The following is a 21564-nucleotide window of genomic DNA, read 5'->3' as shown; positions in this document are numbered from 1 at the left end:
GACTCCGCACCGGCTGACCCGCACCGGCTGACCCGCACCGGCTGACCTGTACCGGCTGGCCCGCACCGGCTGACCTGTACCGGCTGACCTGCACCGACTGACTCCGCACGCCCGGCCGGGCTCCCGTGTCACGGCGCGCGGCGGGAGACGAGGGCGCAGGCGACGGCGGCGGCCGCCGCCAGGGCCAGGGCCGCCCCGGCGAGCGGCAACAACGGCAGCGGCACCCGGCCGGACTGCGAGCCGGTGACCAATCCGGTGACCGCCGCCTGCGCCGGCGAGCCGGTCGCCACCACCGACAGCAGCGCCCCCAGCAGCATCGCGGGCACGGCCCGGCCGGGCGCGCGCAGCAGCGGCGGGCCGGTGAGCACGCCGACGGCGGTGCCGAGCAGGGCGCAGACCAGCACGGCCAGCAGCCCGGCGGTCCCGGCGGGAAGCCGCGGCACCCGGGTGGCGTGGTCGGCGCTCACCGGGGCGCCGGTCAGGGTCACCACCACCGTCGCGGCCGTCCCGAGCAGCACCGCCGCGCCCAGCGCCACCAGCACGCAGGCCAGGTGCGCCCGCGCCGGTCCGGCCGCCGCGGCGACGCACGCGCGGGCCGCGGGCGGCTCGCCCGTGACGCAGATCCGCACCAGCCAGGCCGCGACGGGCAGCAGCGCCGCCGCCGCGTACCCCAGCGAGTCCAGCACCGGCTGGCCGGCCTGCACGCCGACGGCGAGGACGGCCGCGTAGAGGACGAGCGGGGGCAGCCACCGCTGGGAGCGCAGGAGGAGGGCGCACTGGTAGCGCAGCAGGGCGGTCATCGGCGGCCTCCCGGTCCGGACGGGGCTCCCGGCTCCGGCTCGCACGCAGGCCGCGGCTCGGGCGGAGACTGCGGCTCGGGCGGAGGCGGGGCCTCGGGGGATTCGGCGGCCGGGGTGACGCGGGCGACGTGCCACGGCGGGCGGGCGGTGAGCAGGGCGCGCAGCAGGACGTCGGAGTGGGAGGCGGGGACGGTGAACCGGTGGACGCCGGGCGCGGTCTCCGCGGCGGAACCGGCCCACCGGTGCGCCTCGGCGGGCGGCACGGCGCCGGGCGCGGCATGCGCCTCGACGACGACGCACGGGCCCGCCGCGGGGGCGGTGCCACCTGGGTGGCGCCGGTCCAGGCCGCCGTCGCGGACGGCGTACGTCACGTCGGCGACGCCCGCGAGGCGGCGCGGGTCGTGGTCGACGAAGACGACCGCGCCGCCCGCCGCGGTCCGCTCCGCGACCGCCCGGTCGAGCTCGGCGCGGGCCGCGGCGTCGAGCCCGGTCCAGGCCTCGTCGAGGACCAGCAGCTCCGGACCGGCCAGCAGCGCCTGCGCGACGGCGACCTTCTGGCTGCTGCCCTTGGACAGCCGCGCCAGCGGCGTGCCGGCGTACGCCGCGGCGCCGAAGCGCTCCAGCCACGCGGCGGTGGCCCGGGCGGCGGCCCCGCGGGACAGGCCGTGCACGGTGCCGAGGTGGGTGAGGTAGCCGGCGGCGGTGAACGGCAGCGCGGCCGGGAAGCGCTCGGGGACGTAGGCCGTGCGGCGCGGGCGCCCGGTGACCCGGCCGGCGGAGGGCGCGTCGATCCCGGCGATCAGGCGCAGCAGCGTGGACTTGCCGCTGCCGTTGCTTCCCTCGACGCGGACGAGGGTGCCGGGCGCGACGGTCAGGTCGACACCGCGCAGCACCCAGGGCCCGCGCAGGCCGTAGCGGCGGCCCACGCCCCGCAGCCGTAACTCGTGTGGCATGGCTCCATCCTCCCGCACCCTTCTCACGGTTCTCGTGCTCCTCCCATGGTCCTCTGGTCCTCTCACCGCGGGTCCGCGGCCCCGGCCGCCACCACCGCCACGGGCGGAAACGGCCGATTCCCGGCCTGGCAGACTGGGGCCCGTGAGCACCGAGGAGATCACCGCCCGCGCCGCCCGCACCACCCAGGAGAACGTTCGGGAGAACGTTCGGGAGAACGCCACGGGGCACACCGCGGGGAGCCCCGCGGGAAGTACCGCGGAGAACCCCACGGAGACCACCGCGGAGACCACCGCGGAAAGCCCCTTCCGCACCGAGCCGGACCCGCGCGACCAGGCGCGGCAGTTCGTGCTGCCGCTGGTCGTGCGCATCGAGAAGGCGGCCCCGCCGGCCCGCACCGACGCCCTGGAGACGGCGGCGCGCGCGGTCCTGGTGATGCTGAGCGACGAGCGGTCGCTGGGCGAGGGCGAGTGGGCGCAGGCGGTGCGGGACTGGCAGGACGCCCGCATCCGCAAGGTGGTCCGGCGGGCGCGCGGAGCCGAGTGGCGGCGGGCCGCGGCGCTGCCCGGCATCACGGTCACCGGCCGGTCGGCGGAGGTACGGGTCTTCCCGCCCGTCCCGCTGGACGGCTGGCCCAAGGACCTGGCACGGCTCCAGGTCTCCGGCACCGAACTCGACGACCCCGAACCGCCCGCCGCGCCCGCCCCCGGCACACCGGTGCTGTGGCTCAACCCGGACCTCGGCATGTCCGCCGGCAAGGCCATGGCGCAGGCCGGGCACGCCGCCCAGCTCGCCTGGTGGGACCTGCCGGACCCCGAGCGCGCCGCCTGGCGCGACGCCGGCTTCCCCCTCGCCGTCCGCACCGCCTCCCCCGCCCGCTGGCGCGACCTCCTCACCGCAGGCCTCCCCCTGGTCCGCGACGCCGGCTACACGGAGATCGCCCCCGGCTCCTGCACGGTGATCGCCGACCACCCGGCCCTGCGCTGACCGACGGGGGGCTTCCCGGAACGCAGGCCGGCGGACACCGAAACCGACCGCCCGGGGCTCCGGTTGTACACCTGGGCATCTTCACTCGCGGGTCGTTCGCGGGTCAGCTTTTCAGTCAGTGCCGCCCAGTGTCACCACATCACGAAGTGGGTCGTCCATGATCGATCGACAGCGGCCGGGGTCCGAGCGCGCCTGGGAGGCCAGGAAGCGCCAGGCCGGGGTGCCGCGTTCCTGGCGGGAGTCGCCGCCGCGCTCGCCTTCTTCGCCCTGTTTCCGGGACTGCCGCACGTCATCGACCGGGGAGCGGTGCTCGTTTCCCTCGCCGTGGGGGACTCGCGCGGTGGGGTTGCCGGTCCTGGGTGGCGCGGGCGGCGGGGAGGAGATCCGGAGGCGGGTGATCCGCGACGCTTCGGCGCCCCTCCGCACGGCCGGCCGAAGCTCAAATGTTGCTCTGAACGTCCCCCCGGTGGGATTCGGCCACGTTCCGCGGGGTGATGACTCCGGCACGCGGTGACCGCGCGGGACGCGGGCGGCGGGGGAAGGAGGGGCCGATGGAGCGGCTGGGGACGGGGATCGGGTGGCGGCCGGAGATCGCGGACGCCGTGGAGCGCATGCCGGGCGTCGACTGGGTCGAGGTCGTGGCCGAGAACGTCTGCCCCGGGCACCTGCCGGCGTCGCTGCTGCGGCTGCGCGAGCGCGGCGTCACCGTGGTGCCGCACGGCGTCTCGCTCGGCCTCGGCGGCGCCGAGCGCCCCGATCCCGGCCGTCTGGCCGCCCTCGCCGAACGGGCCGAGGCCCTCGGCGCCCCGCTGGTCACCGAGCACGTCGCCTTCGTCCGCGCGGGCGGCGCGCTCACCGCCACCCCGCGGCTGGAGGCCGGTCACCTGCTGCCCGTGCCGCGCACCCGCGACGCCCTGGACGTGCTGTGCGAGAACGTCCGCATCGCCCAGGACGCGCTGCCGGTGCCCCTCGCCGTCGAGAACATCGCGGCGCTGTTCTCCTGGCCCGGCGAGGAGTTGACGGAGGGTCAGTTCCTGTACGAGCTGGCCGACCGCACCGGCGTCCGGCTCCTGATCGACGTCGCCAACCTGCACACTAACCACGTCAACCGCGGTGAGGACCCGGCCAAGGCGCTCGCCGGCCTGCCGCTGGAGGCCCTCGCCTACGTCCACGTCGCGGGCGGCGTCGAACGCGACGGCGTCTGGCACGACAGCCACGCCCACCCCGTTCCCCGGCCCGTCCTCGACCTCCTGACCGACCTCGCCTCCCGTGTGCGGCCACCCGGAGTGCTGCTGGAACGGGACGACAACTTCCCCGAACCCACCGAGCTGGAAAGGGAGTTGACGCAAATCCGGCAGGCGCTGGAGCGGGGCGGACGGCAACGGCCGACATCCCCTCCGGCCGCCACCGCGCCCCGGGCCTCCCTCGCTTCGACCCCTGCCCCCGCCCCGCCGGACCACGTCCGGGAGCGGCTCGGGCTCGCCCAGGCCGCCCTGCTGTCCGCGCTCGTCGCCGGCACCCCGCTGCCCGAGGAGTTCGACCGGGCGCGGCTGGGCGTGCAGGCGCGGGCACTCGCCGCCAAGCGGGCCGACGTGGTCGCCAAGGTCGCACCCGAACTCCCCGCCCTCCTCGGCGCCGGCTACCGCCCCGCCTTCCTCGCCTACGCCCACGGCACCCCGATGACCGGCGGCTACCGGCGCGACGCCCTCGACTTCGCCCGTCACCTCCTGCTGGCCGGGCAACCGGCCGACGCCCGGGCCCGGCGGGAGCTGCGGGCCTGGTGGCGCGAACGCTCGGGTCCGTCCCCGCGCTCCTCCCGCCCGGCGGTACGCCTGGCCCGGGCCGCGCGGCGGGTGCTGCTGCGGGGGTGAGGGCGCCCCCGCACGGCGGGGCGCCCGTCACAGCGCCTCCACGGACTCCGCAGTACCATGCCACACCGCACCCCGGGCTTCCCGGGTGTGCGGTGTGCACCAGGAGTCAGTCATGCGACCGCGACCCCCCATCACCGGCCGAGGCATAGTCAGCGGGACCGGAATCATCATCATGGGCCTGGCGGCGACGCTCGCGGCGCTGATCTTCCCGATCTGGTCGTACGCCGACCGTTCCGGAGCCGGCGCGGACGTCCTGAGCGCGCAGACCGTGGCGACGCCGTACGGCCCGCTGTCCGCCCTCGACCGCGACTTCGTCACCAAGGTGCGGCTGGCCGGCCTGTGGGAGCTGCCCGCCGGCGAGCAGGCACAGCGCAAGGGCACCACCCAGGCCGTACGGACCGCCGGGCAGCACCTGGTCCAGGGGCACACCCTGCTGGACGCCCGGGTCCGCGACGTCGCCGCGAAGCTGGGCCTGTCCCTGCCCAACCAGCCCAACGACCAGCAGAAGAAGTGGCTGGCGGAGCTGAACGCGGCGCGCGGGCAGGACTTCGACCGCGCGTTCGCCAACATCCTGCGCCTGGCCCACGGCCGGGTCTTCACGGTCGTCGCCCAGGTCCGCGCCACCACGCAGAACTCGCTGGTGCGCGGCCTCGCCGACGACGCCAACTCCACCGTCCTGGACCACATCAAGGTCCTGGAGGCCACCGGCTACGTCGACTTCGGCGCCCTGGCCCGGGAGATGGCCGCGAGTGCCACGCCCGCCCCGTCCGTCTCCCCCGTTCCGCCCGCCGCGGGCTCGGTGGTTCCGGTCACCCCGTCGGCACCGCTGCCGGAGTCGGCGTTCCCGTCGGCCTCGTCGGCCTCGTCGGCCTCCACGGCCCCGTCCCCGGCGCCGAGTTACCCGCTGCCGCCACCCACGTCCAGCCCGCCCCCGAGCACCGGATCGCAGTGAGCTACGAGCCGTGGGCCGTGGGCCGTGAACCATGCGTGCGTGTCCCGCACCGGGCGCGCGCACGAAAACCGGGCACCATGCAAGCCGGGCATCCCGAAAGCCGGGCGCGAAGAACCGCGCACGAAAAGCCACACGAAAAGCCACACGAAGAACCGCGCACGAAAAGTCACAGCCCGGCAACACTCCGTCCGGATGCTGAACAGGGCATGGCGCGTCCCAGGCCGTCGGCATAGAAACACGTCATGTTCTGGGTCCTTCTCCTGCTGCCGGCCTGGGCCGTGGCCGGCACGGCGTGCACACGGTTGTGCCTGGCCGCCGTACGCGCGGCGGCCGTCGGCGCGGCCCCGGACCGGGAGCGCGAACTGACGCTGTACGAGGTGGCGTTCCTCTCCGGCGGTCCCCGCCGGGTCGCGGACCTGGCCATGGTGTCGATGGCCCGCCGACGCCGGCTGCTGCTCGCGCACACCGGCTGGGCGACCGTGGTCGACCCGCACGGGCGGGACGAGATGGAGCGGGCGGTCATCGGGGCGATCGGGCCGCAGGGCCAGTCGCGCATCCCGCCGGTGCGGGCGGCGGCCGCCGCCGCGGAGGCGGTGCAGCGCCTCGCCGACCGTCTGGTGCGCGCGGGCCTGGCGGTGCCGGACGGTGCGCGCACGACCGTCGCCGCCGGGATCCGCCGGGTGCGGGCCGCCGCGGTGGCGGTGGTGGCGCTGGGCGCGGCGGCGCTGCTGCTGCCGGACCGGGAAGGGGTCCCGCGCGACCTGGTCGCCCTGTGGTTCGCGCTGCCCCTCGTCCTCTGCCTCGGCTGCCTGGCCATCGCCCTCGTCGAGGTCTGCCCCTGCTCCCGCTGGGCCTCCCCGGCCGGGCAGCGGCTCCTCGACACCCTCGCCCACCGTCTCGGCCGCACCGGTGACGAGCACGCCTACCTGGCCTCCGTCGCCGTACGCGGCATCCGCGCCGTCGGCGAACCGGAGCTGCGGGCCGCCTTCGCCCACCGCGACCAGCCGCTGCGACACGCCTGACCCGCATCGCGGGGGGCGCGTCCCGCCCGTCGGTGCGTCCGCCCGTGGGAGCGTCCCGCCCGTCGGGCACCTCCCGCCTGTCGGAGCGCGGCGTACGGGCCGCACGCGGGGCGGCACGGCACCGGCCGGGCGGTGCCGCCTTCGCCCGCGACGGCCGGGCCTTGCTCCCGGCCGCCCTCACCGCGGTTCCGGCCTGCGCCCTCACCTCGGTTCCGGCCTGCGCCCTCACCGCGGTTCCGGCCTGCGCCCTCACCTCGGTTCCGGCCTGCGCCCTCGCCGCGGTTCCGGCCTGCGCCCTCGCCGCGGTTCCGGCCGGTGCCCGCGCCGGCCGGAACCGGGGCCGGGCCGTTTGCCGCGGCGGCCGTCAGGCCAGCCCGGCCACCAGCTCCGCCACCGACTTGCGGCGGCCGGTGAAGAAGGGGATCTCCTCACGCACGTGCCGGCGGGCCTCCGAGCCGCGCAGGTGGCGCATGAGGTCGACGATGCGGTGCAGTTCGTCGGCCTCGAAGGCGAGGATCCACTCGTAGTCGCCGAGGGAGAAGGAGGCGACGGTGTTGGCGCGCACGTCGGGGAAGCCGCGGGCCATCCGGCCGTGCTCGGCGAGCAGGCTGCGGCGCTCCTCGTCGGGCAGCAGGTACCAGTCGTAGGAGCGCACGAAGGGGTAGACGCTGACGTACGCGCGCGGCGTCTCGTCGGCGAGGAACGCCGGGATGTGCGAGCGGTTGAACTCGGCGGGCCGGTGCAGCGCCATGTTGGACCACACCGGGGTGAGCGCCCGGCCCAGCCTGGTGCGCCGGAAGAGGTTGTACGCCTCCTGCAGCTGGTCGCTGGTCTCGGCGTGCCACCAGATCATCAGGTCGGCGTCGGCGCGCATGCCGGAGATGTCGTAGGTGCCGCGCACGGTGACGTCCTTGGCGGCGAGCTGGTCGAACAGCTCCTGGACCTCGTCGGCGTAGCCCGCGCGGTCTTCCGGCAGCACGTCCTTCAGCTTGAAGACGGACCAGAGCGTGTAGCGGATGACCTCGTTGAGGTCCTTGGCCAGCTTGCCCTTGTTGGGGATCCTGCCGGGCTCGGTGGTGGGGGCGTCGTCACTCATGGAATTCATTCTCCTGCTTCTGCGTGCGGGCTCTGCACCGGGTGGACCGGGCCCTGCCCCGGATGGACCGGGCCCTGCCCCGGGCGGTCGCTCGGTCCGGCCGCCCGGGGCAGGTCGCCGGCGATCCGGTCCACCGCGGCGTGGGCGCTGGCGATGCACGCCGGGATGCCCACGCCGTCGTACACCGCGCCGCACACGGCGAGGCCGGGCAGCTTGGCGACGTGCTCGCGGACGCGGGCCACGCGCGCGTGGTGGCCGACCGGGTACTGGGGCAGGCCGTCCTGCCAGCGGGTGACCCGGGTCTGGACGGGCTCGGCGTCCAGGCCGGCGGCCTCGCGCAGGTCGTGGCGGGAGACGTCGACGAGGTCGGCGTCGTCGCGGTCGAGGATCTCCGTCTCGCCGTAGCGCCCCAGGGAGGTGCGCAGCACCACCACCTCCGGATCGTCCTCGGCGATCCAGCGCCACTTCTGGGAGGCGAAGGTGGATGCCTTGACGGCGCGCCCGTCGACCGGCGGCACCAGGAAGCCGCTGCCGTCGGGCAGGCGGACGTCGGCGCGGCGGTAGGCGAGGGTGACCAGGGCCATGGAGGCGTACTCGACGGCGGCCAGCTCGGCCGCGGCGGCGGGCGCCTCGGCACGCAGCAGGGCGGCGGCGGCCGGGGCGGGTACGGCGACGACGACCGCGTCGGCGCGCAGGCTCTCCCCGCCCGCGGTGACCCGCCAGCCGTGCGCCTCCCGGCGCAGCGCGGTGGCCGGGGTGCCGGTGCGGATCTCGCCGCCGCGGGCGCGCACCGCGTCGGCCACGGCGAGCGGCAGGGTGCCCACGCCGCCCTCGATGCCCAGGAACACCGGCCCGGTCTGCGGGCCCGCGGCGGCCTTCGCCTGGATCTCGCGCACCGCCTCCGTCAGCGACGCGTGCGTGCGGGCGGCGGCGAACAGCTGGGGGACGGCCGAGCGCAGGGAGATGCGGTACGCGTCGCCCGCGTACACCCCGCCCAGCAGCGGCTCCACCAGGCGGTCGACGACCTCGCGGCCCAGTCTGGCCGCGACGTACTCGCCCACCGCCACGTCGTCGCCGATCGGCGTGGGCGGCAGGTCGGCGTCGCGCTCGATGCGGGCCAGGCCCTCCTGCGACAGGACGCCGGCCAGGGCCGAGGCGGTGCCGGGCACGCCCATGACGTGCCCCTTGGGCAGAGGGCGCAGGACGCCGCGGGTCCAGAGCGAGGCGCTGGTGGTGGCGGGCGGCTGGAGCCGGCCGGCGAGGCCCGTCTCGTGCGCGAGGGCGACCGCCTCGGGGCGGCGGGCCAGCATCGACTCGGCGCCCAGGTCGACGCGCACGCCCGCGATCTCGCCGGGCAGCAGCTTGCCGCCGACGCGGTCGGCGGCCTCCAGCACGGTCACGCGGGCGCCGCGCCCCAGCAGCCGGTGCGCGGCGGCCAGCCCCGCGATGCCGGCTCCGATGACGACGACGTGGCCCGTGTCCGGGTGCGATGCGCTCATGGCTCCCACCTTCTCAGACGCCCTCGGCGCCCACGCCAGGGCCCTGTGGCCCCACCGAGTCCCGGTCGTGACCGCATCGGAACCGTCCGCGCCCAACGTCCGGTCCGGCCCGCGCGTCGAAGGAGGGAACGTGCCCGATCACGACCCTCGGGGGAGACCCGCATGCGCGCCCGATGTTCCGCACACCGTTCCGTCCGTCGTCTCGTCCATCGCTCCGTGCACCGTTCCGTGCCCCATTCCGTGCACCGTTCCGTCCGTCGTTCCGCGCGCCGGCACGTCCGGGCCGCGGCCGGGCTGCTGCTCGCCGCCACCCTCGCACTGGCCGGCTGCAGCGGCGCGGACGACACCGGTTCGGGCAGTTCCGCCGGCGACAAGGCCGCCGCCCGCGACGCGAGCGGGCGCGGTGCCGCCGACGGCTCCGCCTCGGCCGGCGGCCGGCAGGCCGCGGCGGCGCGGCCCACCGCCGACCGGATCATCCGGACCGCCTCGCTCACCGTGCAGGTCGAGGACGTGCCGAAGGCCCTGCGCGCGGCCCGGGCCGCCGCCGAGGACGCGGGCGGCTACGTCGGCAACGAGACCACCACCCGGGACGAGGAGGGACACGAGCGCACCGAACTGGTGCTGCGCGTGCCCACCGAGCGGTACGACGCCGTCCTCACCGGCCTGGCGGGTTCCGGCAAGCTGATCGAGCGCACCGCGAAGGCGCAGGACGTCACCGACCAGGTCGTCGACGTGGACAGCCGCATCAAGTCCCAGCGGGCCAGCGTCGCGCGCGTGCGGGCCCTGATGGACCGGGCGACGAAGATCGGTGACGTGGTGGAGCTGGAGGGCGAGCTCAGCCGCCGCGAGGCCGACCTGGAGTCCCTGCTGGCCCAGCAGGCCTCGCTGAAGGACCGCACCAGCCTCGCCACCATCACCCTGTCGCTCTCCGAGACCCCCGGTGCCCGTTCCTCCGGCGACGACGAGCCCAGCTTCGCCGACGCCCTCGCCGGCGGCTGGCACGCGTTCCTGACGATGCTGCGCTGGATCGCGCTGGTCCTGGGCGCGGTACTGCCGTTCGCCGCCCTGGCCGCGCTGCTCGCCGCGCTGTGGGTGCGCGTCGTCCGGCCCCGCCTGCCGCGCCGCCCGGCGCCCGCCGCGCCCGCCACGCCCGCCGCCGTGCCGGGGCCGCTGCCGGCGGCCCGGCCGGTGCGCGCGGAGGAGAGCGGCGAGCGGAACTGACGTCTCCCGTCCAGTCCCCGTCCAGTCCCGTCCGCTCCCGTCCGCTCCCGCTTGGTCTCGCCCGGTCCCGCCCGGGGCGAGTCGCACACCGGACGGGAGCGGGCCGGGCCTCCCGTCGTTCCCCCGCCCCGGCCCTCCCCGTACCGTGTCGGCATGAACATGAGCCGTGCACGCCGGGGACGGGAACGACTGGTCGTGATCGGCGCGGACGCCGCCGGCATGTCCGCGGCCTCGCAGGCGCGCCGGCTGCGGGGGCCGGACGAGCTGGAGATCGTGGCGTTCGAACGCGGCCGGTTCACCTCGTTCTCCGCCTGCGGCATCCCCTACTGGGTCGGCGGCCAGGTCCCCGACCGGGACGCCCTGGTCGCCCGCACACCCGAGGAGCACCGCGCGCGGGGCATCGACCTGCGGCTGCGCACCGAGGTCACGGAGATCGACGTGGCGCGCGGGCGGGTGCGGGCGCGGGAGCTCGACTCCGGGACGGAGACGTGGACGTCGTACGACAAGCTCGTGATCGCGACCGGGGCGCGGCCGGTCCGGCCCGCCCTGCCGGGCATCGACGCGCCCGGGGTGCACGGGGTGCAGACCCTCGACGACGGCCAGGAGCTCCTCGACACCCTCGCCCGCACACCCGGGCGGCGCGCCGTGGTGGTCGGCGCCGGCTACATCGGCGTGGAGATGGCCGAGGCGCTCATCAACCGCGGCTACCGGGTGACCGTCGTCAACCGCGGCCGGGAGCCGATGGCCACCCTCGACGCCGACATGGGCCGCCTGGTGCGCAGGGCCATGGAGGGACTCGGCATCACCATGGTCAACGACACCGAGGTCACCGAGGTCCTCACCGGGGAGGACGGGCGGGTGCGCGCGGTGGCCGTGCGGGACGCCGAGTTCCCGGCGGACGTGGTGGTGCTGGGCATCGGCGTACGGCCCGAGACGACGCTCGCGCAGGCGGCGGGGCTGCCGCTCGGGGAGCACGGGGGGCTGCTGACGGACCGGGCGATGCGGGTGCGCGGGCACGAGAACATCTGGGCCGGCGGCGACTGCGTGGAGGTCCTCGACCTGGTCTCCGGGCAGTACCGGCACGTCCCGCTCGGCACGCACGCCAACAAGCACGGGCAGATCATCGGCACCAACGCGGGCGGCGGCTACGCCACCTTCCCCGGCGTGGTCGGCACCGCGGTCAGCAAGGTGTGCGACCTGGAGATCGCCCGCACCGGGCTGCGCGAGAAGGACGCGCGGCGCGCCGGGCTGCGCCACGAGACGGTCGTCGTGGAGTCGACCAGCCGCGCCGGCTACTACCCCGGTGCCTCCCCCATGACCGTCAAGATGCTCGCCGAGCACCGCACCGGCCGTCTCCTCGGGGTGCAGATCGTCGGCCGTGAGGGCGCGGGGAAGCGCGTCGACATCGCCGCGGTCGCCCTCACGGCCGGTCTGACGGTGGAACAGATGACGTTCCTGGACCTGGGCTACGCCCCTCCGTTCTCACCGGTGTGGGACCCGGTCCTGGTGGCCGCCAGGAAGGCTGCGTCGAAGGTCCGGGAGAACACGTCGTAGCACCGGGTTCACGCGCTGCCGCGCAGCACCGCACGCACACCCGCCGCGCAGCACCAAACTCACACGCGGCCGCGCAGCGCCGGGTTCACGCGCTGCCGCGCAGCGTCGGATTCACATGCGGCCGTGCAGCGCCGGGTTCACGCGCTGCCGCGCAGCACCGCACGCACACCCGCCGCGCAGCACCAAACTCACATGCTGCCGCACAGCACCGGATTCACGCGCTGCCGCTGATCCGCGGCAGCGAGGCGACCGATCCCCCGCCGACCGATCCCCCGCCGGCCGACCCCCCGCCGGTGGCGACCGGCTGCTCCCCCGCCGGCCTGGCGTGCGCGGCCGTGGCCCGGGCGGAGCGCAGCCGGTGGCTCACCGCCTCGTCGAGCGTGACCGGGCGCTGCATCTGCTGGGCCAGCCGCCCGGCCTCCTGGCCGAGCCGGGCGACGTCCTCCCAGGGGAGCCGCACCACCAGGGAGAGCTCCGCCTCGCCGTCGGGCAGGGCGTGCATCGCGGAGACTGCCGGAGGAGTAACTCGGTCGTTCATCGCCTGATCCTCACGTCGATCCCCGCGGCACGCCTTCCCCGTGCCGCGGGCGGTTGACGAGACATACGCAACCGACGACCCGCGTGTTCACCGGTTCGCCCGGCGGCCGATAAACCGGCCGCATCCGGGGCACTACTTCCACGTGGTCATTCCCGTCCATGATGTGAACCCGGTGCGGCGCACCCCCTGGGTGACGTACGCCCTGATCGCCGCGAACGTCCTCGTGTTTCTGGCCACGCCCGGGGTCGCCGGTTCCGTGGCCGGCGAGAGCAGCCTGTCGCAGCTGTGCCACCTGCAGGCGTTCCTGGAGCACTACGCGGCGGTGCCGCGGGAGCTGATCCACCACCAGATGCCGCGGGTGGTGCCCACCGGCGGCATCGGTGTCGGCACGCACGGCCCGGGCTGCATCGTCGCCCCGCCCGGCTACGACAAGTCGCCCGAGCTGTCGGTGTTCACGGCGATGTTCGTGCACGGCAGCTGGCTGCACCTGCTGGGCAACATGCTCTTCCTGTGGATCTTCGGCAACAACATCGAGGACCGCATGGGGCACGTGCGGTTCTTCCTCTTCTACGTCGTGTGCGGGTACGCGGCCGGGTACGGCTTCGCGCTGCTCAACGCCGACTCGTCCGACCCCCTGATCGGCGCCTCCGGCGCGATCGCCGGAGTGCTGGGCGCCTACCTGGTGCTGTACCCGAGGGCCCGCGTCTGGGTCCTCGTCCCCTTCCTGATCTTCCTGCCGCTGCGCCTGCCGGCCTGGATCGTGCTGGGCTTCTGGTTCGTGCTGCAGGCGGTGTACTCCTCCGGTCAGGGCGTCTCCCAGGCCGGCACGGTGGCCTACGCCGCCCACGTCATCGGCTTCCTCGCCGGCATGCTCCTCGCCCTGCCCCTGCGCCCCGGCACCACACCACCGCCCGAACCCCGCGGCCTGATCTTCGGCCGACGCGCACGACCGGGCTGGTCGGGATGGTGACGAACACCGGAGGCGAATGACGACGACGACGGCGAATCCCAACCCGCGTGCACTTCGCATGGAAGCTGCCCGAGAACACCGACAAGAGCCTCAAGCCACGCCTGCGCCGCATCACCTACGAACTCGCCCCCATCGAGCCGGCCACCGGCACCAGCGCCGACCACCACAGTCGCGCCCTCCGCACCCCGCCCACCGCCCAACGCCCCGACGGCGCGCACCTGCCCGCCCTCGGCCAAGGCGCCAGCATCGACACCACCAGCACCATCACCCGCCAGCACGCGTGGAACGACGCCCCACCCACCTGACCTGCTCCCTTACCGACGTCACCTGGGAACTCGGAGATCTCAAAGCCGGACACGATGTCTACGACCTGCCCATGGAAAGGCCGACGGAACACCCCCGCGTCGGCGGGGAGGACAAGGAGAAGCGCTCCTGGGCCGCCCTCGTCCCCGGAACACCCCTGCGTCGGCGGGGAGGACGGCAGGCCCTTGTCCTTGAGGGCCTGGTAGGTCGGAACACCCCCGCGTCGGCGGGGAGGACGCGGTGGACGCGTTGCACCGTCAGGGGCTGGACGGAACACCCCCGCGTCGGCGGGGAGGACAGCGGGCGCCGGTCTTGGCGGGCACGGTGCGGCGGAACACCCCCGCGTCGGCGGGGAGGACTGGGGCACGGGACTGGAGCAGCAGGCGCAGGGCGGAACACCCCCCGCGTCGGCGGGGAGGACGCCGCCTGCCGCGGCATGGACCTCGAGGTGTTCGGAACACCCCCGCGTCGGCGGGGAGGACGGCCTAACGCCTATTTAGAGTCGCCGTACCGACGGAACACCCCCGCGTCGGCGGGGAGGACTACAACCCCCGCATCGGCAACCACTTGGCCTGCGGAACACCCCCGCGTCGGCGGGGAGGACGCCGGCCACGCCGGGTTCCAGTCCGGATCGATCGGAACACCCCCGCGTCGGCGGGGAGGACCGGTCGAGGGCGGCGGAGCTGGACCCAGAGAACGGAACACCCCCGCGTCGGCGGGGAGGACTATGAGGGCGCGGTCGCCCAGTTCCACCACGTCGGAACACCCCCGCGTCGGCGGGGAGGACAGCTTCAGCGTCCCGCTAGACGAGGGCGGCGACGGAACACCCCCGCGTCGGCGGGGAGGACCGCCAGCACTACATCGCCACTATCGACCCGGACGGAACACCCCCGCGTCGGCGGGGAGGACGAAATCGGGGACAAGCAGCAGTGCTCACATCGCGGAACACCCCCGCGTCGGCGGGGAGGACTCCCACCCCCACGCGCCGGAGGGGCTCCTCTATGGAACACCCCCGCGTCGGCGGGGAGGACGAGTACACCTGAGACGAGGTGTTGACGGTGATCGGAACACCCCCGCGTCGGCGGGGAGGACTCCTCTCGACGCTGGTAGCACACCGCCTCCCGCGGAACACCCCCGCGTCGGCGGGGAGGACCGCTCCGCGATCAGAGACGGGCACGTGCACTTCGGAACACCCCCGCGTCGGCGGGGAGGACGACAGCGTGGTGAGCGCCCTCCGGCAGGCCGGCGGAACACCCCCGCGTCGGCGGGGAGGACAACGACCCGGCCGACCCGCACCGCGACAGCACCGGAACACCCCCGCGTCGGCGGGGAGGACCCTTCGCGACCTGCACTTTAAGAAGGACTTTGCTCTTTGTTTACTTTGGGGGCGGCTGTCATGCGGATGAGGGTGAGGCCGTCGAAGTCGATGGGGACGCGGCGGCGAGTGCCTGCGGTACGGATGGCATAGCCCTGTTCTGTCGGAGCGGGGTGGACGAGGACGGCGGCACCGTTGCCGACGGTTTCGGTGACGGCTTGCCAGAGTTGGTCGCGTACGCGGGCCGATACGGCGCCCACGAAGATTCCGGGCACGACTTCGCTGGTCCAGCGGCTCAGGGCACCGCGCAGGTGATCGGGCACGGCTGTCGTGGCGATCACCACCATGGTCGGCATCACGTACCACCCGATGCGTAGTTGACTCCGGCCGGCAGGACGCCTGCCTTGGGATCCCACAGGTGGACCATGTCCACGTCGCGTCGCTCGGAGCGTTCCTCCGCGTCGGCAGGAGTGGTGGAGGTGTCCGTCCGCTTGGGTGTCAGGAGGGTTTGGACGTCTCCGACGATGCGGGGCAGCAGACGCAGGAGTCGGAGGTCTTCGCGGAAGCGGCGGCGGGCTTCCTGCTCGGGGTTGGCCGACTGGTGCAGGGCGAAGGCGAGAGGCAGTGTGGTCTCGGCCTTGTAGAGATCGGCGATGTCGTAGACGAAGGCGTGCTGCGTTCCGGCGTGGACGAAGCCAAGAGCGGGAGAGAGTCCCAGAGCGAGCAGGGCCGCGTGGACGATGCCGTACAGGCAGGTGTTCGCTGCGGACAGGGCGAGGTTGACGGGGTCCTGTGTATGCCACTGGTCGGGGTGGTAATTGCGGCGGAAGCGGCCGATGCCGTGCTGCTGGGCCAGGATCTTGTACAGGCTCTTCATGCGCTGGCCTTCCATCCCGCGCAGTTGGTCCAAGGTGACGGTTTCGGGAAGCTCGGCGTCGCCGAAGCGCATCTCGTACATCCGAGTGGCGACGCCGAGGCGCCGGACGGGATCGGCCCATGCCGCGACCTGCTGCTCGAGCCAGTGGGTGGTGAGGGAGTCGGGCAGGATGCCCGCGTAGGCGCGTACGCCGCCTGCTCCGACACACACCACGCTGGTGCCGTGGCGGGCGAGGGTGGCCAGAGCCGGGGTGGTGATGGACACGCCCGGGCCGAGAAGCAGGCAGGACAGTGCTGCGGTGGGGATGTAGACGAGGTCCGTCCGGTTGTCGGTGACCTGGATCTGCGCGCAGACGCCGGTGTCGTCCTGGACGACGCGGACCATGTCGAGGTAGAGGAACGACAGGGAGTCGGCAACGCGGGGAAGCATGGCCAGCGTGGGGGCGGCGAGGCGTCTGCGCGCGTCGCCGCCCTTTGTCGGCGCGCTCACGCCGCGGCTGCCGGGGCGAGGCTGAGCAGGCCGGCGCCGTAGGGCTTGCCGCGGCCGATTCCGGTCAGGACGGCGTCGGCGAGGGCGTCGGGGTCGGTGACGGTGGCGGTGCCGTCGTAGCGCAGGAGGCTGTGCCTCATGGGTGTGGCCTGCTTGCCCCGGGGCCGGACGGCGTTCAGGTGGGTGGGGGTCAGGACGTGGAGCTGGAGGCCGGCGTCGGCGGCGCGGCGCAGCCACCACTGGTCGGCGTCCGCACCGGAGAGGGGGATGATTTTGCCGCGCTTGTTCTTCTGCTCCAGTGGCAGGCGTTCGCGTTTGACGGGGTTGACGACGATGCGGTAGCGGACGGCGAGTCCCTTGCGCAGGGACGAGAACAGAGGGGCGAGGCTCTTGACCTCGGCGTGGCCGTATCCGGCGGGCAGCAGTGTCGGGTCGAGGCGGGTGGCCTGGACGAGGAGTGTGCTGGAGGTGTCGGTCTCGTCCAGGCGGTACAGCAGCCCGGCTCGGCGGCGCGGCGACTCGCCGAGGCCCTCGGGGACCATGCGCATGACGGTTCGGTGCATCTGGGTGGCGTCTCGCAGGTCGCGGTGGACGTCGCGGCTGTGCGGGTTGAGGCGGATGCGTGCGATCACCGGGTGGTCGTTCATGCGCTTTCCTCGGTCTGGGCGTAGTCGATCAGTCGCCGCAGCAGGGTGTGCTGGGGGCCGGCCAGGGCCCGGGGCAGCCGCTCCACGGTCCGGTACAGGCGGCGCATGCCGTGGCCGCGTCCCTGCTGGGCGAAGCTGACCGGGACGTCGTTGACGTCGATGGTGTCGGCCGGCGGGGCGGCCGTTGCGGAGGGCGGTTGCTCGCGCAGGAATTCCACGGCGATGGTGTCGTCACCGCGGTCGGAAGGCGTGCTGCAGCTGAGGGGGACGCGGGTGAGCAATTCCTCCTCGGGGTCCTGGACATGACTGCGCAGGAGGAACGGCTCGTCGGGCACGCAGGAGCGGCGCCCCAGGTACGGGGCCCAGTACGGTCGGCGCAGTGCGGCGGCGATGCGGGCGGTGGTCTCCTCCGGTCCGCGGACCGCGACGACGAAGACCGCGTCGGACAGGTAGTGGCGCCGGGTGATCACGGCGGCCCCCTTGTTGCTGCCGCCGCTGGTCGCGGCGGTGCGCGCCTTGGGCAGTCCGCCACCGACGGTGTGGTAGTCGATGACCCGGACTCCTGGGCGGTCGACGCGCACGGTGATCCGCAGGCTGTCGTAGCGGTCCAGTCCGCCGTCGCCGCGGCCGATCCCCTCGGCCGCGGCGAACAGGCCGACGAGGGCGGACCGGGTGGGAAACGGCGCGGTGTCCCGTACGGCGGTGAACGCGGAGCGCTCCCCCCAGGACTGCAGGGGGCCGGCCAGGCGCAGCACAAGTCCGCTCACTGCTGCTCTCCGGACTGCGGCAGGGCGGCTTCCTGCTCTCCGGACTGCGGCAGGGCGGCTTCCACGGCTGCCTCGACGAGCTGGTCGAAGGAGCTGTGGACGGTGCCCAGACCGGTGAGCTGCTCGTCGGGGGCGATGGTGGCGTGGCCGTGGAAGCGCCGGTTGCGGTCGCCGGTGAGCCGGTTGATCTCGTGCGCGTACGACGCCAGGGCCAGGCGGGAGTTCTTGGAGTAGCCCCCGAGCCGGTCGGCGGAGACCGGGGTTTCGAAGGCGGCGGCCAGGGAGAGGGGGCGGTGGTCGCGTACGGCGAGGTAGGCGAGGTCGGGCAGGGTGTGGGGGGCGGTGCTGTTCCGCTTGGCCTGGGGCAGCGAGTAGAGGAAGTGCTCGGCGAAGGAGCCCAGGACGGTGCGAGCGGCCTTGACGTCGCCTTCCAGGTTCTTCACCAGGTCGGTGACGTTGACGGTGGCGTAGCGGTAGAAGACGCCGGCGCTGAACTCGGCGGTGTCCAGGTGGCCGCTTCCCGTTTCGGCCTCGCCCAGCCAGTCGTCGACGGCGGTGAAGTAGTCGCGCTGCGGCTCGGCGGTGTGGGTGGTGAAGGCGTGCGCGACCTGGGCGGCACCGTCGACGTTGGCGTCAGGCAGTTCCGCCAGCATGCGTCCGAGCAGACTGATGGAAGCGGTGCGCCGCTTGAGGATCTCCTCGATCCGGTTCGGGGGCAGCAGCTGCCCGGGGTTCTTCTTGCCCTGCCCCTTCTCCAGCGCTTCGCGGTGCTCGGTGCACACGGCGGCCAGCTCGTCGATGGCGGCCTCGGGCAGGAACAGCAGGACCGAGGTGTGCCCCTCTTTCTCCGTTCCGATGCCCTTCTTGCCGGCGCTGGCGGCGACCTGCGCCCCGGCGAATTCCGCCAGCTCGGCCGGCCATCCGGCACGTTCCAGGGCCTGCTTCACCTTGACGGGCACCATGCGGGTGCGTGCGGCCTTCTCGCCGAGGTCCTGCTCGACGCCCTGCCGGATGACCCGCTTCCAGGACTGGCTGGAGACGCGGATGCGGGGTGCGTTGCCGTAGCGCACCTGCTTGGGGGAGCCCAGGTCGTCCCGGTTGAGGTTCGCGGCCGGCACCGACTGCAGGGCGCTCAGGTCCAGGTAAAGGGTCATCACTCGTTCTCCTCGGGCGGGTTGGAGGTCTCGGGGCGGTCGGTGTCGTCGGGTGCGGCCTCGGCACTGGTGATGCGGAAGTAGCTCTCGAGCCAGGCGGTGGCGATCCGGTCTCGGTCCCGGTCCCACCAGGAGAGGTGCTCCAGAAGGACCGCCCAGTCCACGGCGACGCCGCCGGTGAGCAGCTGCCGGGTCAGGGCGGGCAGGCCCGGATGGATGGCGTCGGCGGACTGCCGCGACATCAGGTGCAGCGTGCTCTCGGCGGTGGCCGGCTTGAGGACGCCTTTGTTGACGGCCTGTCCGAGCGCGGCGCCGAGGTTGGCGCGCTTGTACCAGTCGGTGTCCGTGTCCCCCGGCGAGGAGCCCGCCGCGGTGTCGGCATCGCGGGCTGTGCGGGGGCGGGCGGCGATGAGCGCGGCCACCGCGTAGTGGGCCCGTCTGGCGTCGGCGTGCAACCCGTCGGGGTACGCACCGGTCACCCACGGCACGAGGTAGCGGTGCAGGTAGTTGCACCGCTCGACCGGCAGAGCGAGGCCTCGGCGCAGCTCGGCTCTGGTCCTCTTGGACTGGCACAGATCGTGTACGTACGCCACGAAGCGGTCGGACGGCCGCGAGGGTTTTTTCGACGGCGCGGGTGCCGTCGAGGTGGATTGGGGCATGGCACATCCCAGAGGGAAGCGAAGGGGCGGGACGGGAAACGGGTGAGCTGCAGATGATCGAATGAAGCGGAGGCCGGCGGACCGGGTCAGGCCGCCCGCGAAGAAGGCAAAAGCCCGAAGAGGAGGGAACGGGCACGGCTGCGGGCGCGCGCCACTCGGATGTCGGCACGGTTGACCTGGCCGATCGCTTCATCCAGCGCGGCCAGCGCCGCCTCGACGAACGGCCGCTCGATGTCGGCCGTGAGCTGCTCCGGTGCGGCCAGCCGCCAGAACTCGACCTCCGCGGACGGCCAGTAGCGGGCCAGCGCCGCCGACGCCCACGGTCCGGGCTTGCGCTGGTCGATCCTGATCTTCGCCTTCGGTGAGGTGTCCGCGTTCACATCGGTGGCGATCCGCCAGGCGACTTTCGCGGCGAAGTCGAGCCGTGCGCCGGCGTCCTCGGCAGCGCGGTGACAGCGGCTGAGGTGGTGCGCCATCTCCGCGTCCGCTTCTTCCTGCCACTGCAGGATCGGCGGAGTCGTCGCCTGGAACCAGATGCTGTCCTTCTGCTGGCCGTCCTGCTCGAACCCGTAGGCCCGCACCCGCAGCCGGGGCAGCAGGTGCTTCGGCAGGTCCTCCAGGCAGGGAGGCCGCTGCGCGTCCTGCGCGCTGTCCTTCAGCAGCAGCGAGTCGACATCCCGCCACAGCGCCCGCGTGCCGTCCGCCTCCCGCGGCTGGAACGCGCCGTCCTTGCGGCGGTCGAGGATCTGATACGGATCACGCACCGGAGGTGCGGGCTCGTGCGTCGCCCACGTGAGGTAGGCGTCGGTCACCGACCGGCGGTCGTCCGAGGGAACCAGCAGTGCCGCGTGACGGAACCGGCCCGTCAGCATCCTGCCCGGCCACGTCATGGCGGGAAGTGGGTCCAGCGGCGCGTTCAGTTCCTCCTCCCACGGGCAGGCGTCCTGCGCCTCCCAGTCCACTTCCGCCTGTGGGCCGGGAACAGCCAGCACCAGGCTGGTGAACAGCTCCGGCGCCCAGGCGAAATAGGAGAGGGACTTCCGCAGTGGCGCCGCATCTCCGCTTCCGGTCCGCTGGGAAGTGATCCGGCGCGGTGTGCACTGGCCCGACGGGCCGAAGTACAACTGCGCGATCAGATGCCACACCGCCTCGTCGGCCGGTACCGGAACCGGCGCGGTGTCCGTGAAGTGCCCGAACAGTACGGCGCCGTTGACGCCCGTAGGCCGCCCGAACACCAGCTTGTTCACCCCGGACGGGTTGGGCGCGCCCTTCGGGTCCACGCACTCCGCGACCAGTCGCGGATCCTGCAGGAACGGCCGCTGCTCGTCGAAGAGGTCGAAGCGGCCCGCCGGGACTTCCTCATCGAAGTAGGCGTTCACCGCCTCCGGGTCGAACCGGCCGCGCTTCAGGATGCGCCGGCGTAGCGCATGCCAGTCCTCGATGTCCTCCGCGACGCCCGTGTCACCGAGACGGACACCGCCGTCCCGGGCGACTCTCGCGGTCATCGCGGCCAGGATGCGCAGCAGACCCGCCGCCGCCGGCGGTACCGGAAGCTCCAAGTCCGCGATCTCGTGGGCCTGCTGAAACAAGCCCCGCAATCCCAGCCGTACCGACTCGCCCGTCAGTAAACGTACGGGAATCCACGGTTCGTCCCGCAGATCGAACCCCCCAGCCATACAACCCCCTCTGTACACACACGGCTCAACGCCACACCTGGGTGGGGCGAACGGTCCCCGGCCGATCACCTCATGCGTCGTGGCCGACATTGAAGCAGCCACCACTGACAACGGTGTGGAGAGCAACCACGCGGAATACCCAAGCACAGACGGGGACCCCGCCGCAGACATTCGCGTGAAGTTGGAAGGGCGAAGTCGGAGGGATAAAAAGGAGTG

At 73.8% G+C, this 21564-nt stretch carries 20 protein-coding genes and 1 CRISPR repeat array; of the genes, 8 read left to right on the top strand and 12 right to left on the bottom strand.

The genetic code is table 11. The annotated features are described in order from the left end of the window. Positions 1-128: 128 nt before the first annotated feature. Together IE225_RS14025 and IE225_RS14020 are read right to left on the bottom strand one after the other, a co-directional pair. Entirely contained in the window at positions 129-800 is a 672-nt protein-coding gene (locus IE225_RS14025) for an ABC transporter (RefSeq protein ID WP_190057800.1), read from the bottom strand. Continuing rightward, entirely contained in the window at positions 797-1753 is a 957-nt protein-coding gene (locus tag IE225_RS14020; protein WP_190057799.1) for an ABC transporter ATP-binding protein, read from the bottom strand. The genes IE225_RS14025 and IE225_RS14020 overlap by 4 nt, the downstream gene beginning before the upstream one ends. A 142-nt stretch (positions 1754-1895) precedes the next feature. Between IE225_RS14020 and IE225_RS14015 the strand changes: the two genes are divergently transcribed. The 4 genes from IE225_RS14015 to IE225_RS14000 all read left to right on the top strand — a co-directional run bounded on the left by IE225_RS14015 (position 1896) and on the right by IE225_RS14000 (position 6583). Next, a complete protein-coding gene (locus IE225_RS14015) occupies positions 1896-2738 on the top strand; it encodes an aminoacyl-tRNA hydrolase (RefSeq protein WP_229879538.1) in 843 nt (280 codons plus the stop codon). Between the two features lie 551 nt (positions 2739-3289). Then, positions 3290-4609 carry an MbnB/TglH/ChrH family RiPP precursor modification enzyme gene (locus IE225_RS14010; RefSeq protein WP_190057798.1) on the top strand — a complete coding sequence of 440 codons (1320 nt, stop codon included), beginning with the start codon at positions 3290-3292 and terminating at the stop codon, positions 4607-4609. A gap of 112 nt (positions 4610-4721) precedes the next feature. After that, positions 4722-5561 carry a DUF4142 domain-containing protein gene (locus IE225_RS14005; RefSeq protein WP_190057797.1) on the top strand — a complete coding sequence of 280 codons (840 nt, stop codon included), beginning with the start codon at positions 4722-4724 and terminating at the stop codon, positions 5559-5561. Between the two features lie 242 nt (positions 5562-5803). Continuing rightward, on the top strand, positions 5804-6583 hold the full coding sequence (locus tag IE225_RS14000) for a TIGR04222 domain-containing membrane protein (protein ID WP_190057796.1): 780 nt from the start codon (positions 5804-5806) through the stop codon (positions 6581-6583). Between the two features lie 364 nt (positions 6584-6947). Here the strand turns inward: IE225_RS14000 and hemQ are convergent, their stop codons facing one another. Together hemQ and hemG are read right to left on the bottom strand one after the other, a co-directional pair. Further along, positions 6948-7679 (bottom strand): hydrogen peroxide-dependent heme synthase, encoded by a 732-nt coding sequence (hemQ, locus tag IE225_RS13995; protein ID WP_190057795.1) that lies wholly within the window; start codon positions 7677-7679, stop codon positions 6948-6950. A gap of 5 nt (positions 7680-7684) precedes the next feature. After that, entirely contained in the window at positions 7685-9178 is a 1494-nt protein-coding gene (gene hemG / locus IE225_RS13990; protein ID WP_190057794.1) for a protoporphyrinogen oxidase, read from the bottom strand. A 240-nt stretch (positions 9179-9418) separates the two neighbouring features. Here hemG and IE225_RS13985 point away from each other — a divergent pair, with 240 nt between their 5' ends. Together IE225_RS13985 and IE225_RS13980 are read left to right on the top strand one after the other, a co-directional pair. After that, positions 9419-10399: a DUF4349 domain-containing protein gene (locus IE225_RS13985; protein ID WP_229879537.1), complete on the top strand. Its 981-nt coding sequence runs from the start codon at positions 9419-9421 to the stop codon at positions 10397-10399. Between the two features lie 153 nt (positions 10400-10552). After that, positions 10553-11953: an FAD-dependent oxidoreductase gene (locus IE225_RS13980; RefSeq protein ID WP_190057792.1), complete on the top strand. Its 1401-nt coding sequence runs from the start codon at positions 10553-10555 to the stop codon at positions 11951-11953. A gap of 214 nt (positions 11954-12167) precedes the next feature. On the opposite strand, the gene IE225_RS13975 is transcribed toward IE225_RS13980, so the two are convergent. Beyond that, the gene (locus IE225_RS13975; protein WP_190057791.1) at positions 12168-12491 is read right to left on the bottom strand and encodes a hypothetical protein; all 324 of its coding nucleotides are present in this window, start codon (positions 12489-12491) and stop codon (positions 12168-12170) included. 142 nt (positions 12492-12633) lie between these two features. Here IE225_RS13975 and IE225_RS13970 point away from each other — a divergent pair, with 142 nt between their 5' ends. Together IE225_RS13970 and IE225_RS13965 are read left to right on the top strand one after the other, a co-directional pair. Further along, complete coding sequence (locus tag IE225_RS13970; protein WP_190057790.1) at positions 12634-13461, top strand: rhomboid family intramembrane serine protease; 828 nt, start codon at positions 12634-12636, stop codon at positions 13459-13461. Between the two features lie 47 nt (positions 13462-13508). Beyond that, a complete protein-coding gene (locus IE225_RS13965; RefSeq protein WP_190057789.1) occupies positions 13509-13766 on the top strand; it encodes a hypothetical protein in 258 nt (85 codons plus the stop codon). An 84-nt stretch (positions 13767-13850) separates the two neighbouring features. Then, a CRISPR array of direct repeats spans positions 13851-15100; the repeat unit is 29 nt; unit sequence CGGAACACCCCCGCGTCGGCGGGGAGGAC. Between the two features lie 17 nt (positions 15101-15117). On the opposite strand, the gene cas2e is transcribed toward IE225_RS13965, so the two are convergent. From cas2e to casA, 7 genes are all read right to left on the bottom strand, one after another. After that, a complete protein-coding gene (cas2e, locus tag IE225_RS13960; RefSeq protein WP_190057788.1) occupies positions 15118-15435 on the bottom strand; it encodes a type I-E CRISPR-associated endoribonuclease Cas2e in 318 nt (105 codons plus the stop codon). Continuing rightward, on the bottom strand, positions 15435-16385 hold the full coding sequence (gene cas1e / locus IE225_RS13955) for a type I-E CRISPR-associated endonuclease Cas1e (protein WP_190057828.1): 951 nt from the start codon (positions 16383-16385) through the stop codon (positions 15435-15437). Before cas1e ends, cas2e begins: the two co-directional genes overlap by 1 nt. Before the next feature lie 56 nt (positions 16386-16441). Further along, positions 16442-17092, bottom strand: a complete 651-nt coding sequence (gene cas6e, locus IE225_RS13950; RefSeq protein ID WP_190057787.1) for a type I-E CRISPR-associated protein Cas6/Cse3/CasE — start codon at positions 17090-17092, stop codon at positions 16442-16444. Next, positions 17089-17859, bottom strand: coding sequence for a type I-E CRISPR-associated protein Cas5/CasD (gene cas5e / locus IE225_RS13945; protein ID WP_190057786.1), 771 nt, complete (start codon positions 17857-17859; stop codon positions 17089-17091). The genes cas6e and cas5e overlap by 4 nt, the downstream gene beginning before the upstream one ends. Then, positions 17856-19013, bottom strand: coding sequence for a type I-E CRISPR-associated protein Cas7/Cse4/CasC (gene cas7e / locus IE225_RS13940; protein WP_190057785.1), 1158 nt, complete (start codon positions 19011-19013; stop codon positions 17856-17858). Before cas7e ends, cas5e begins: the two co-directional genes overlap by 4 nt. Next, on the bottom strand, positions 19013-19672 hold the full coding sequence (gene casB / locus IE225_RS13935) for a type I-E CRISPR-associated protein Cse2/CasB (RefSeq protein ID WP_229879535.1): 660 nt from the start codon (positions 19670-19672) through the stop codon (positions 19013-19015). Before casB ends, cas7e begins: the two co-directional genes overlap by 1 nt. Positions 19673-19758: 86 nt before the next feature. Next, entirely contained in the window at positions 19759-21438 is a 1680-nt protein-coding gene (gene casA / locus IE225_RS13930) for a type I-E CRISPR-associated protein Cse1/CasA (protein WP_229879533.1), read from the bottom strand. Between the last annotated feature and the right edge of the window lie 126 nt (positions 21439-21564).

It is taken from the genome of Streptomyces echinoruber, from assembly GCF_014651135.1.
GTDB lineage: Bacteria > Actinomycetota > Actinomycetes > Streptomycetales > Streptomycetaceae > Streptomyces > Streptomyces echinoruber.
This window is presented reverse-complemented; position numbering and strand designations above follow the sequence as displayed.